A 16043-nucleotide genomic window follows, 5' to 3' on the forward strand; every position below is an offset into this window, starting at 1 on the left:
AACATTTTTTAGCATTTTCTGGATAAACCGGGATGCATAGTTGCACCCCGGTTTTATGATTGACTTTATATTACGCTGATGAAGCATCATTATCTCATGAGTGTTACGTTACCTTTCTTCGTGATTACAGTGCCGTCCTGCATAGTAGCTTTCAGGATGTATACGTAAACGCCTACTGGTTGTTTCTGACCACTCATGGTACCATCCCATCCCTGACGTTGATCTTTGGATGTGAATACCAATTGACCCCACTGGTTGTAAATCCTGAATTCCATTTGTGCAATAGCTGTTGAGTACACATACTCGATATCATTTACACCGTCTCCATTCGGGCTGAAGAGGTTCGGTACAAAGATGTTATTGCCTTGAGGATTAGTTGTTTTACCTGTAACGGCAGTAGACAATGCACTGGTTTCACAGTCGGAAGCGCCGATTGCTCTTACCTGTATGGTTGCGCTCTGGTTAGGTTGTAAGCCTGTTACCGTATGCGTTGTACCATTTGCGCCGGAACTTGGTGCGATGAAGGTGACACCGTTGTCGAGTGTTACTTCATAACGTTGTGCTCCGGTTATCGGTGCCCAGCGGAAGGTAATTGTAGTAGCGGTGGTGTTATCCACAGTAACTACTGGCGCTGGCAGTGGTTGTGCGATGTCAACTTCTACTATTGTTCTCTGACCTGCACTGATACAGCCACCGGTGGTAAATGCTTCCACATAATAAGTGGTGTTGTTATTCAGCGCTGGCGTTACAAATGTGGCGCCGGTATATATTGGCGTTCCACCTGTAGCGAGGGTGTACCAGCGGAAGTCTACACCTGCAGTTGTTGAAGCTGCGATGAGGGTAGCTGTTTTACCAGGGCATACACCAGCATCGTTACCTGTTACAGTTGGTTTACCAGGTGCCGGAGTAGCGAGTACGCTTACTGCGGTGCGTGTTGGGCTTGAACAGCCGTTGCTGTTGGTTGCCTGCAGATAGTACATCTGATTTGCATTTACCGGAGGTGTAACATATGTTGCTCCGTTAGCTACTGGTGTACCACCTACTGCGCTGGTGAACCATTGGTAAGTAAGCGCAGGATCAGGGTTGAGTGCATTGAGTGTTACCGTTTGACCAGGGCAAGCCTGCAGGGTTGCATTTGCAACAGCCGGTGCTGATGGTGACGGATTCACGGATACATTTACCTGTGTTCTGCTGGCGCTTACACAACCACCACTGGTAGAAGATTCCAGGTAGTATACGGTATTCGATGTTGGCTTGATAGTAAAGTCGCCACCAGTGAATACTGCCGTACCACCTACGAGTGAAGTATACCATTTATAGATCACACCAGCTTGTTTGTTCTTCACTGTCAGCACTCCTGTTTGACCGCTACATACGGTGATCGGATCTGCCAGTGGTGCATCTATGGTGCTTACTACTGTTGCGGTTAATCCTTTACGTGCACTGCTACATCCTGCGCCATTCAATGCTTCCAGGTAGAAGACAGTTGTTTGTGCGAGTGGTGCGGTAGTATATGCGTTACCGGTAGCCAGCAGTGTTCCGTTAGACGGTGCATCGAACCAGCGGTAAGTCATAGCAGGATCAGGATTAGTGATAGTAAATGTAGCAGTACCGCCTATGCAGGTGACTACATTATCCAGGTCTACTGTTGGAATTGGCGGAGCCGGATCAACAGATACGCTCACCGCAGTTCTGGTAGAGCTGGAGCAACCACTGCCCAGGTTAGCCTGTACATAATAAGTGGTATTCTGTGTTACTACTGGTACGCTGTAAACAGGACCGGTAAAGAGCAATGATCCATTTGTAGCCGCATCATACCATTGGTAGGTAATATTAGGCTGTATAGTTTTCACTGCTACGGTAACGCCTGTACCTGCACATGTTTTGAGAGAAGATGCTACCACATCCGGTGCATTTGGTGCTACTACCACAGTTACGGTAGCTTTCACTCTTGCGGATGGGTTACCACATTGACCTGTAGTACCGGTAGCCTCTACCCAGAAGTCCATGCTGGTATTCAGCGGATCTGTTGTAAATATTGGGCCTGTGAATACTGCAGTACCACCGGCTGCCTGAGTATACCATTTGTAGATGATACCATTGGTGGCTGAAGTTACACGGAGTGTAGCTGAAGTACCCTGACAAGTGGTTACTGCATTAGATTCCAGTATTGGTGTTGGTGCTTGTCCTACGCCTATGGAAACCTTGGTTCTTTGCGTGCTGCTACAGTTACCATTGCTGGCTTCTGCATAGAAATCAGTATTCGCATTCAGTGCACCGGTAGTAAAGCTGGTGCCTGTGAACAGGAGGTTACCGGCAGCGGCAGCATCAAACCAGCGGTAGGTAGTACCTGGCACCGGATCTTTAATGGCCAGTGTTACGCTTCCGCCCTGACAAACGAACAGGGAAGAAGAAGTAATAACCGGTGCGGTTGGTATACTGTTCACCTTGATGGTACCGCTGGTTCTGGTGGCGCTTGGGCAGCCTCCATTTACCAATGCCTGTACATAATAGGTGACGGTGCTATCCAGCGCAGTGATATTAAATACTGGTCCTTCGAATACTAATGTACCTCCGGTAGCTGCGTTGAACCATTGGTAGGTAGTACCTGCAGCAGGGTTTTGGATGGCCAGTGAAGCTGGCTGACCGATACAACCCTGTACGTTATTGCTTACCAGGGTTGGAGCTCCCGGCACTGGCACCACGGTTACTTTCGCGGCGGCGCGTGCAGATGGCTTACCACATTTCGAAGTATCACCAATTGCTTCTACATAGAAGGTAGTATTAGCATTGATGGTTCCGGTAGTATAAATCGGACCTGTGAATATTGCGGTACCGCCTGTAGCCTGAGTGTACCATTTGTAAGTGATGTTATTTACGGAAGAAGTCACCTTCAATACCGCTGTTCCACCCTGACAAACTGTTACATTATTAGATTCCAGGATCGGAGTTGGTGCTACACCTACGCCTATGGATACTTTGGTTCTGGTAGCACTGGTACATGCACCGGCAGATGCTTCTGCGTAGAAGTCTGTTGATGTGGTAAGGCCTTTCACCTCATACACTGGTCCGGTGAATAATAATGTGCCACCTATTGCCGCATTGTACCAGCGGTAAGTGAGCGTATTATCTGCATTTTGAACAGTTAAGGTTGTAGTATCACCCACACAGATGCTGATAGCAGAAGCGGATATGATTGGTACTGGTACGTCACGTACAGTTACTGTTACCACTTTCGCATTGGCGGCTGTGTTAGCGCACTTGTTAGCACCTTCTACTGTCACATAGTAAGAAGTAGTAGCGGTGATTTGTCCGGTGGTATATGATGGACCAGTAAACAGCAATGTAGTGAGTGCTGCGTCTTTATACCATTTGAAGACAGGGTTGGTTACAGTTGTGCTGGTAGCAGTCAGTTTCACGGTACTGTTTGCACAGATCGTTGAATCTGCCAGTATGATGTCTGCTGCTGTTGCGTTTGCATTTACTGTTACTTTCACTGCTTTCAGTGCACCGGCAGCATTTTCACACTTGCCAGCATTGCTTACACTTACATAGTAGGTGTATGTTCCGGTAGCCAGGCCTGAGATGGTCAATACACCGGCAGCACTTACTCCCTGTGTGATTGGGCCTGTTTTATCAGGGTTTGCATACCATTTGAACACTGGGTTCTGAACAGTGGTGCTGGTTGGCGTTAATACTGCCACACCGCCTGCGCAGACTACCTGGTCAGCTGCCTGAATGTCGGCTGCTGTGGATGCGCTGTCTACTGTCAGGGTGATCTTCACGCGTCCGCTATCGTTGGTGCAGTTACCTGCATTCACGGCTTCTACATAGAAGTTATAAGTACCTGCCTGCAGATTGGCTGGAGTAGTGTATGTGTTACTGTTTGCGAACAGTATAGCTCCACCGGTTGCTGCATCGTACCAGTTGAACTGAACACCGGTCACAGCTTTTACGCTGAGGGTTACAGGTGTATTCAGACAAGTAGATACGTTGTTATTTACCGGCACTGGTACTGATGGTATTCCTTTCACTGTTACCATTACAGGTGCAGAAGCAGCTCCCGTACAACCATTCCTGGTAGCTCTTACATAGTAAGTATAAGTACCTGAATCCAGGGTAGTTGGTGTTACGAATGCGATACTATCAAGCAAGTGGTTACCCGCACTGTTGTACCAGCTGTATACTACACCCTGAGCAGGGTTCACTACGTTGAGTGTAGCTTGTTTTCCTTTACAGATAGTAGCGTTGGTAGCCTGTACGGTCGGTTGTACGATAGCACGTTGTGCGTAGTTGAAGTCTACCGCTGTCAGCGCACCTAAGATGCCTGATTTCAGTTTCACTTCTACTGCATCGAATGCTTTCGTTGGAACGAATGACAGTACTGCACCTCTGCTACCGCTGAGCAGTTCGAAATGGATCAGCGGATTAGATACTACTACGGAGTCGCCCGCGGTATTACCATTGTATGTAGTCAGTTGTACGCTCGCAAGTACTGCGGCAGAAAGCACCTGACCTGGATTAGACAGCATCACTCTCACGGTATCGCCTGGTGTAGACAAGCCATTGAATGTAGCTTTTTCAAACACACTGGCATTGATTGCTCCGAGGTTAATTACCAGAGAAGATGCGGTATTCTTATTATTATCTACTGCCAGCGCAGGGTTGTAAACATTACCCAGTATGAGCAGACCAGATCCGCCGATCGTTTGACCAGTTGCGCCTTCGCAAGGCACCAGATCCAGGTTACCACTTACGGTGAGTGCGTTCACAGCCACTCTTGCTGACTTACAGGTAGCTGCTCCCGGCAGGGCGGCTTCTACCCAGTAAGTAATAGTTCCTAATACATTAGAGGCAGGCGGCGCAAAGGTAGATCCCTTGAACAGGGTATCAGTACCTGTTTGCGTAGCGAACCAGTAGAATTGTGCATTTGCAGTAGCTGCGCTTGCCCTGAATACTGGTTGCTGACCTGCTACCACTGTATCTGTTGTTGGTGTTACAGTTGGAGGAGCCAATGCAGCAGCTGTGTTAACAGTTACGGCTGTTCTTGTAGCAGATACTGTATGACAGCTATCATTTATAGCTTCCACATAGTAAATGACCTTAGTGGTAACGTTCACTACTTTATAAGTGAAGCCACTGTCGGTATTCAGTTTAGCGCCACCTTGTGCCACGTTGTACCATCCATAAGTGTATCCTTTTACAGGGTTCACTACTGCCAGTACTGCATCAGAGCCAGCGCATACATCTACGTTAGCAGCTTGTACCTGTGGCGCTGTTGGTGCCGCGGTTACTTTTACATCAACCCTTGCACGTCCTTTGCTTACGCAACCATTTCTGGATGCTTCCACATAGAAGGTAGTGTCCTGGGTGAGCGCACCAGTTGTGAAGGATGCTCCGTCTTTACCAGTGAGATAAATACCGTTACTGTTGTACCAGCGATAAGTAACTCCTGTTACCGGATTCTGTACATTCAGTGTAGCAGTATTTCCTGCGCAAACGGTTACCTGTGCGGCCTGTACTGTTGGTGCTACCAGGGCACGTTGTGCGTAGTTAAAGTCTATTGTTGTTAATGCTCCTGCAATACCTGATTTCAGTTTCACTTCTATCGCGTCAAATGCTTTCGTTGGTACGAATTCAACGATCGCTTGTTTACCACTGCTCAGGAGTGTCAGTTTAATCAGCGGGTTATTGATGGCTACAGAATCACCTGGTGTGTTACCATTATAAGTGGTTAACTGCACACCACCCAGTAATCCTACAGACAATACCTGACTTGGGTTAGACAGTAATACTCTTACCGTATCACCCGCACCGGATATGCCATTGAATTTAGCTCTCTGCCATACCTGTGCATTCAGTGCACCCAGGTTGATTACCAGGGAAGATGCCGTGTTTGCATCATTGTCCACTGCTAGGGCAGGGTTATATACATTACCCAGTATCAGCAATCCGCTACCGCCGATAGTTTGAGAAGAAGCGCCTTCGCAAGGTACTCCCTGACGAGGACCTGTTGGGCCATATACCACTATTACAGGTACCCTGATTGACTTACAAGTAGTACCACCAGTGAGGGAAGCTTCTACCCAATAAGTAACAGATCCTAATGTATTCTGCGTGGCTGGTGCGAAGATCTGACCTGTAAACAGGCTATCGTTGCCTGCCTGACTGCCATACCATTTGAATACCACATTAGCGGCATTGGAAGTAGCAGTGAGTACTGCTTGTGTACCAATAGCCACTGTATCTGGATTTGGTGATACAACTGGTGCACTCAATGAAGAAGAAAGTACAATACTGATGGCTTGTCTTGGAGACGCCGCACCACAGCTGCTTACTGCTTCTACATAGAATGTTGTATCTCTCATTACTGCTGGCACCTTGAATACGAAACCACTGTCTGTATTCAGCTTAGTGCCACCTGTGGCAACATTGTACCAGTTATAAGTGAGTTTATGATCCGGATTAGTTACCTGCAACAGTGCATCAGAGCCTGGGCAGATATTAACGGTAGCCGGAGCACCTGGTACTGCCGGAGCAGGAGATACTGTAACGCTTACCGGTACACGTTCAGGGTTTGGACAGTTATTAGGTCCACCCAGTACGGCAACATAGTAAGTTATTTTTCCTGCTGTTTTCAGCGTATCCGTAGTATAAGTTGCCTGTGTGCTTAATACGGTAGTGCTGGTTGAGTCAGCATACCAGCGTACAGAGGTACCTGCTGCCGGAGTTACAGAAAGTGTTGCTTTATTGTTGATGCAAACACTTGCATTCGTTGTATTTACCACTGGTTTAGGATAGAAGATCCGGGCACCATAGATATCTATTGAATTCAACAGATTTAACACACCCGTTAATCTTACTTCTACGCGATCGTAAGCAGCAGGTGCTGTGATAGTTGCAGTAAACTGCTGTCCCTGGAGCAAGCGTAAAGTAAGCAGACGTGATAAGGTATCTGCTTTCACAAGCGTGTTGTTGTTGTACAGTGAAATCAGTGTACCACCCAACAGGCTTACATCAGCCAGGCCTACAGGGGTAGCCAGACGGATCTGGATACTATCTGTTGCCTTACCTGGGTTCGGGAATATCAGTTGTTGATAAACTGATCCACCCAGTAATCCAACAGGAATAGACAATCTGGTGAAGTTAGTCTGAACGCTGTCGATGTCGTTAGTAGGTCCATTTACGCTACACAATACACAACCGAGGGTAGTACCGGAGTTCTGGCTGGTTGGCACATTACAATCCGGAGATGGGATTACTGGTCCTGTTACCACCACATGTACAGGTACGCGTGCAGAAGAGCAGGCGCCTGTAATTTGTATAGCTGCGAAGTAGGTATATGTACCTGGATTATTGAACGGTCCTACCTGGATAGAAGCGCCGGAACCTATTGGAGTAGTACTTGTGGAATCGCTATACCATACAATGGTAGCGTTACCACCTACTACTGGTGTAGCATTCAGCGTCGCTTTCACACCGGTTTGTACTACTACATCACCGGTTACCACTGGAGATGCAGGTGCAGTTACGACCTGTACGGTGGCTGCTTTCAGCGCGCCAGCAGGGTTTTCACATTGACCAGTACCTGATACGCTTACATAGTAAGTGTAGTTACCGGCAGTAAGACCAGTAATAGTAAGTTTACCGGTTGCACTATCCACTGCATATTTCACAGTGCCATTTATCAGGCCATTTGTAATTGGTGCAGTTTTGTTTGCATCCTTATACCATTTGAACATCGGTGCAGTAACACCAGTTGCTGTTGGTGTAATCACTGCAGGATTGCTGGTGCAGGCAATAGTGGTATCTGCCACTGTGATATCACCTGCTTTGCTTACCGGATTAACAGTAACGGTAACCGGTATACGATCAGGATTAGCACAGCCATTTGCACCTACCGCCTGTGCGTAGTATAAGAATGTGCCAGCTGTTTTAAGTGTATCTGTTGTAAAGCTGTTTTGTGTGCTGAGTATAACCAGCGTAGTAGAATCTGCATACCAGCGTACAGTAGTACCGGCTGCAGGTGTAGCAGTTAATACAGCAGGTTGACCAGCGCAAACAGTCACGTTCTTAGTGGTAATTGTTGGCTCGGCTACCAGAGCGCGTACACTATAAATATCCAGAGAGTTCAACAGATTAGCCACACCGGTGAGTTTCACCTCTACTTTATTGTAAGCGCCGCCGGCTGCTATAGTAGCAGTATAACGGGTACCACCCAGCAATCTTAAGGTAAGCAGCTGAGATAAAGTATGGGTGCTCACTACCGTATTATTATTATAAACTGTTATCACTGAGCCGCCCAGCAATGATACATCTGCCAAGCCACCTGGAGAAGCCAGATCCAATCTGATACTATCTGATGATGCACCAGTAGCAGGGAAGATTAATTGCTGGAATACGGAACCACCCAATAAACCTACTGGTATATTGAGGCGGGTGAAGTTAGTGTTGACAGAGTCGATGTCATTAGTTGGATTAAATACGCTACACAGCACGCAACCTAAAGTGGTTCCGGTTACCTGGCTGGTAGGTACATTACAGCTGGTTGGGATTACCGGACCAGTTACTGTAATGGTAATTGGCAGACGGCTGGATAAACAGCCACCTGCCAAACTATCGCCTGCATAATAAGTATATACACCTGGATTTGTAAATGGAGGTAATGTAATAGAATTACCTGTAGCAATGGCCGCCTTGGTAGTATCACTGTACCAAACTACGGTAGCACCTGGGGCAGGAGATGCCACTATGGTAAGTGGCAATCCTGTGGTAACAGTGTAATTCTGTACAACTGTAGGCGGAGCTGGTGCACCAGTTACATTGATAGTAGCTGGTTTCAGATTACCTGCTGCATTTTCACAACGGTTGCTACCGGATACACTTACATAGTAAGTATGTGCACCTTGTGTTAAGCCGGTAACAGTGAGTTTACCTGCAGCATCTATAGTGAAGGTTGCACCACCTATTACAGTGCCATTTACAATTGGACTTGTTTTGTTTGCATTTGCATACCATTTAAATACTGGTGCTGTTACACCCGTAGCAGTTGGAACCAATGTGGCTGCACTTCCGCCGCAGGTAGCAGTAGTATCTGTTACAGTAATATCAGCTGGTGAGCCCAGTGGGTTTACAGTAACGGTTACTGGTATACGTTCTGGATTTGGACAGGTACCATCTACTACCTGTACGTAGTAAGTAAAGGTACCTCCTGTTTTCAGCGTGTCTGTGGTATAAGTAGGCTGGTTGCTCAGAGAAGCACCACCAGTAGAATCTTTATACCATTGTACAGTAGTACCGGCTGCAGGAGTAGCAGTGAGGGTAGCTGGTTGACCAGCACATACTGTTACATTGTTAGCTGTAATTGTTGGATTTGGTCCTACCGCACGTACATTATAAATATCCAGTGAGTTCAGCAGATTAGCTACACCGGTGAGTTTTACTTCTACCTTGTTGAAGGCACCACCTGCTGCTATTGTAGCGGTGTAACGGGTACCGCCTAGTAATCTTAAGGTGAGTAATTGAGACAATGTATGTGTGCTGACTACTGTGTTATTATTATATACAGTAATCTGTGCGCCACCCAGTAAGGATACATCAGCCAAACCACCTGGAGAAGCCAGATCGAAGCGGATGCTATCGGTGCCTACTCCGTTAGTTGGGAATACCAGTTGCTGGAATACAGAACCACCCAGTAAACCTACCGGTATATTCAGGCGGGTGAAGTTGGTGGCATCTGCATCGATATCATTGGTTGGATTAAATACACTACACAGTATGCAACCCAAAGTAGTTCCGGTTACCTGGCTGGTAGGTACATTACAACTGGTTGGGATTACCGGACCAGTTACTGTAATGGTTACCAGTAAGCGGTTAGAAAGACATCCGCCGGCTACACTGTCGCCAGCATAATAGTTGTACACACCTGGTGTAGTGAATGGAGGCAATGTGATAGAACTACCACTGCCAATAGAAGCTTTGGTAGTATCACTATACCATACCACAGTAGCGCCTGCAGCAGGGGAAGCTACGAGCGTAAGTGGTAAACCTGTTGTTACAGTATATGTTTGTACCAGTGTTGGTGGAGCTGGCGCCGTAGTTACTTTGATAGTAGCTGCTTTCAGATTACCAACTGCATTTTCACAACGGTTAGTACCAGATACACTTACATAATAAGTGTGGTTACCTGCTGCAAGTCCGGTTACAGTCAGTTTACCAGCTGCATCGATAGAGAAGGTAGCACCACCTATTACGGTACCATTAATAATCGGGGTTGTTCTGTTTGCATTTGCATACCATTTGAATACTGGTGCTGTTACGCCTGTAGCAGTTGGAGCCAGAGACGCTGTTCCGGCGCCACATACAGCAGTGGTATCTGCCAATGTAATATCCGCTGGAGAGCCCAGTGGGTTTACAGTAACGGTTACTGGTATACGTTCAGGATTTGGACAAGTGCCATCTACTACCTGTACGTAGTAAGTAAAGGTACCTGCTGTTTTCAGACTGTCGGTAGTATAAGTAGGCTGATTGCTCAGTGAAGCACCACCGGTAGAATCTTTATACCATTGTACAGTAGTACCGGCTGCAGGAGTAGCAGTGAGGGTAGCTGGTTGACCAGCACATACTGTTACATTGTTAGCTGTAATGGTTGGATTAGCACCAACCACACGCACATTATAAATATCCAGAGAGTTCAGCAGATTGACAACACCGGTGAGTTTTACTTCTACCTTGTTGAAGGCGCCACCTGCTGCTATTGTAGCGGTGTAACGGGTACCGCCAAGTAATCTTAAGGTGAGTAATTGAGATAATGTATGTGTGCTAACTACGGTGTTATTATTATACACAGTAATCTGTGCGCCACCCAGTAAGGATACATCAGCCAAACCACCTGGAGAAGCCAGATCAAAGCGGATACTATCAGTACCTACTCCGTTAGTTGGGAATACCAGTTGCTGGAATACAGAACCACCCAGTAAACCTACCGGTATATTCAGGCGGGTAAAGTTGGTGGCATCTGCATCGATATCATTAGTTGGATTAAATACGCTACACAATACGCAACCCAAAGTAGTTCCGGTTACCTGGCTGGTAGGTACATTACAACTGGTTGGGATTACCGGACCAGTTACAGTAATGGTTACCAGTAAGCGATTAGAAAGACATCCACCAACTATACTGTCGCCAGCATAATAGTTGTACACACCTGGTGTAGTGAATGGAGGTAGCGTGATAGAACTACCACTGCCAATGGAAGCTTTGGTAGTATCACTGTACCATACCACAGTAGTACCTGGGGCAGGGGAAGCTACCAGTGTAAGTGGTAAGCCTGTTGTTACGGTATATGTTTGTACCAATGTTGGCGGAGCCGGTGCATTGGTTACTTTGATAGTAGCTGCTTTCAGGTCACCTGCTGCATTTTCACAACGATTAGTACCGGATACGCTTACATAATAAGTATGGTTACCTGGAGTAAGACCAGTAACGCGCAGATTACCTGCTGCATCAATGGTGAAGGTAGCGCCACCTATTACAGCACCGTTTGTAATCGGCGTTGTTTTGTTAGCGTTTGCATACCATTTGAATACCGGAGTAGTTACGCCTGCTGCAGTTGGAGAGAGTAATGCAGTAGCGCTTCCGCATACAGTTGTGGTATCAGCCACTGTAATATCAGCTGGTGAGCCGAGTGGGGTTACTGTGATGTTAACAGGTATACGTTCAGGGTTTGCACAAGTGCCATCTAACACCTGGACGTAATAAGTAACAGTACCAGCTGTTTTCAGGCTGTCTGTTGTATAAGTAGGTTGATTGCTCAGAGAAGCGCCACCAGTAGAATCTTTATACCACTGTATAGTAGTACCTGCAGCCGGAGTAGCGGTCAGCGTGGCTGGCTGGCCAGCACATACTGTTACAGGGCCGGCAGCAATTGTTGGATTAGCACCTACTGCACGTACATTATAAATATCCAGAGAGTTCAGCAGATTGACAACACCGGTGAGTTTTACTTCTACCTTGTTATAAGCGCCACCTGCTGCTACTGTAGCAGTATAACGGGTACCGCCGAGTAATCTTAATGTGAGTAATTGTGACAAGGTGTGTGTGCTAACCACGGTGTTATTATTATATACCGTAATCTGTGCACCACCCAATACTGCTACATCAGCCAATCCACCCGGAGAAGCCAGGTCGAAGCGGATGCTATCTGTACTTGCCCCAGTTGCTGGGAATACCAACTGCTGGAATACAGAGCCACCCAGTAAACCTACTGGTATATTCAAGTGGGTGAAGTTGGTTGGATCTGCATCGATATCGTTGGTTGGATTAGTTACGCTACACAGTACGCAACCTAAAGTGGTTCCGGTTACCTGGCTGGTAGGTACATTACAACTGGTTGGAATTACCGGACCAGTTACGGTGATTGTTACCAGCAAGCGGTTAGAAAGGCAACCACCTCCAATGCTGTCGCCAGCAAAATATTTGTATACACCTGGTGTAGTGAATGGAGGCAGTGTAAAAGAACTACCGCGACCAATAGGCGCCAGGGTAGTATCACTGTACCATACTACAGTAGCACMAGGAGCTGGAGATGCTACCAGTGTGAGTGGCAGGCCAGTGGTAACCGTATAAGTTTGTATCAATGCCGGAGGTGCTGGTGAACCTACTACTTTAATAGTGGCTGATTTCAGACTACCTGCCGCGTTTTCACAACGGTTGGTACCGGATACGCTGGCATAATAAGTATAGTCACCTGGGGCTAATCCAACAACACTGAGTTTACCAGTGGTATCTATTGTAAAGGTAGCAGTACCAATTACTGTTCCGTTAATAATCGGAGAAGTTTTGTTGGCATTAGCATACCATTTAAATACAGGGGTAGTTACACCAGTTGCTGTTGGCGTGAGCACTGCAGCGGCGCTACCACAAGTAGTGGTAGTATCTGGCAGCGTAATGTCTGCAGGAGTACCCAGTGCATTTACAGTAACAACTACCGGAATTCTTTCAGGGTTGTTACATGTACCGTCTACCACTTGTACGTAGTAAGTTACCTTACCAGGTGTATTCAGTGTGGTAGTAGTATAAGTAGCCTGATTGCTGAGTGAGGTAGTAGTGGTAGAATCTGCAAACCACAATACGCTTGTTCCTGGAGCAGGCGTCACAGATAATGTTGCAGTAGATCCTACGCAGGTAGAGAATCCGGCCGGATTAATGGTTGGATTTGCACCCACAGCGCGTACACCATATATCTGCAATGCATTCAGCAAATTCACGGTACCGGTCATCAGGATCTGTACTCGATCATAAGGACCCGTAGCCGGAATACTTACGGAGTAACGGTTACTGCTCAACAGGCGCAGGGTAAGAATTTGTGAGAGGGTATCTCTTCTTACCACAGTAGTACCATTGGCAATAGTAATAATGGTACCACCGAGCAAACTTACGTTGGCAAGAGGAGCAGATGTACCCAGGTCTATCCGGATACTATCTGTTGCAGCTCCAACGGCAGGGAATATCAATTGCTGATAAACCGATCCGCCCAACAGTCCCACCGGAAGATTCAGCTGGGTAAAGTTGGTTGGATTTGCATCAATATCATTAGTAGGGTTATCAACACTACATAAAACGCAACCCAGTGTAGTACCGGTTAGCTGGCTGGTAGGCACGTTACAACCAGTTGTTGTAACCGGGCCGGTAACAGTTACTACTACAGGTACACGATATGATTCGCATCCACTGGCAGTTTTTACACCAGCATAGAAGGTATAAGTACCTGGAGTGCTGAATGGACCTACCTGGAAGGATGTACCGGTACCGATAGAAGCGAGTGTTGTATCACTATACCAAACTATAGTGGAGCCGGCAACCGGAGCGGCAGTAAGGGTTACTGTCTGACCGGTAGGAACAGAAAATGCCGGAGCCACAGAAGCAGGAGCAGGGCCGGCACCTATTGTTACGGTTGCCTGTGCGAGAGCGTTCGCTGCATTTTCACAATGGTTACTATCTGTAACACTTACAAAATAATGGTAAGTACCTACAGCAAGACCGGTAATAGATAATTTACCGGTAGTATCAATAGTATATTTCACGGAGCCTTCTACCAAACCATTAGTAATGGCGGTAGTTTTAGTAGCATCTTTATACCATTTAAATACCGGTTTTAGATTAGCGGTAGTAGAAGTAGGCGTCAGCTTAACGGTATCACTGGTACAGGCAGTTGTATTAGCTGGCACCGTGATATCAGCGGCTGTTGCAAAATTATTCACTTTTACCGTTACCAGTGTCTTAGCTGATTCTGTAGAACAGTTCAGTCTTTTAGCGGACACATAATAGCGGAAAGTTCCGATGGCAGTCACCGGAGGATTAAAGCTGGTACCACCGCCCACTACTGTAGTTTGCGTTGAGTCGTACCAGGTATAAGTAAGCCCAGCATCAGGGCTACTGATGTTTAACGTAATCGCATTATTTAAGCAGGTAGTTCGCAATGCGCTGCCACCTGTTGCCGGTCCTGCCGGGAATCGTTGTATTTCATGGACTCGTATAGACGAAAGGGCACCCGCGACGACTGCTCCTAAACTTACTTCCACACGATCAAACGGAGCAGAAGCCTGGAAGCTCAGTGATTGCAGGCCACTACCATCGCTCAATAAAGTGAGGTTTAGTAACCCACTGGAACCAACGATATTATCTACTACGTTGGGGCCATTATAAGTAGTGACTTTAATGGAGCCAAGTACTTGTAGTGTTAACAGGGAAGAAGGGACTGATGCAATAACGCGTACAGAGTCGCCGAGTTTGGAAAGACCAGGGAATACGGCAGTTACTTCTGCACTACTGTTCAGCAGACCAACGGTGCTATTCAGTGTAGCATAGTTGGTAGGAGAAACGATACCATCGCCTGCCAATGCCGGAGTGGTAACGCTTCCTAATGCGCCAACAGAACCGGTTACGCCATATAATACGTCGATGGCTTTATCACAGGCGATTGTGCCGACAGCGGGTACATTGTAATAAGCAGCATATACATCGATGCTGCCTGCAATGCCCGCCAAACCACCATCTACGGTTACCCTTACACGATCATATGTTCCACCGGGAGCAGTCAGAAATATTTCTGCCTGGTTGCCACTGGCGAGGAGGCTCAGTACTGATTGATTGGCAAATGCTTTGGCACCTACAGGAGTGGCCCCGTTAAAGGCTTGTATATATATTCCTCCCAATAGGTTCAATGACACGATGTTGCCAAGTGCACCAGAGGCGCCTATTTTAACGATTGCCGGGGTATTATTGGTAACCGCGGCTGGAAAAATCAACTCCTGATATTCTGTAGCGCCCAAAGCCGCTACCACTGTATTGATAGTTGATGCTGTGTTCAAATTGCCATCCACTGCCTGCGCGGGATTAGTCACACTACAAAGAAGGCAAACCCCACTGGCCTGGTTGGCCTGACTATTAGCGTAGACGCGCGTAACATATGTTTGCGCCCAGCCCTCCTTAGCGCTTATACCAAATAGTAGGAGCAATACCAGCAGACTTTTCCAGGCCAGTGAACCGGCGCTGAAACAGATATAGGCGAAGCTGGTTTTAGCAGTAGCCGTTCCCTTTGGGTGAGGGAGAGAAAAGAGAGCAGTAAAAGGGCTATTAGGAGTAGCTTTTGAATGCATAGCATCAAATATTTGAATAAAAATTGTTCAGTTTTATTGCGATACAACAAAACTCTATTGGAGGCAGGCAGGTTAGGAATGTCTTGGGGAAAGGATACTGGTTGATAAAAAGTATACTTCCTTGCGTATTTGTTAAAATAATGTTACAGAAAACGGTACGAATGTATATTGAAGGGGTGGTTTATTGAAGGCTCTTTTTGTTCATTCCATTTTGGCAGTTCACTTTGTTCAATCTCAATATTTTCTGTTCATTTCATTCATTCGACTTTTCGATTTGCCATCTTTTGGGGAACTGAGCAGTTTGGAGCGCCGGCTCGCACTCCGATTGACTATTTTTTTTTTGCCTGCCGAATAAATATTTAGGAACCTTTGCTGGACGGTCAA

Annotated in this window: 1 protein-coding gene; it reads right to left on the bottom strand. The window is 46.8% G+C overall.

What is annotated here, in order from left to right:
- Positions 1-89: 89 nt before the first annotated feature.
- Positions 90-15659, bottom strand: coding sequence for an Ig-like domain-containing protein (locus tag AC1DFM_RS14585; protein ID WP_477077467.1), 15570 nt, complete (start codon positions 15657-15659; stop codon positions 90-92).
- Positions 15660-16043: the final 384 nt, after the last annotated feature.

The sequence above is a fragment of the Chitinophaga sp. 05T412 genome (genome assembly GCF_056396465.1).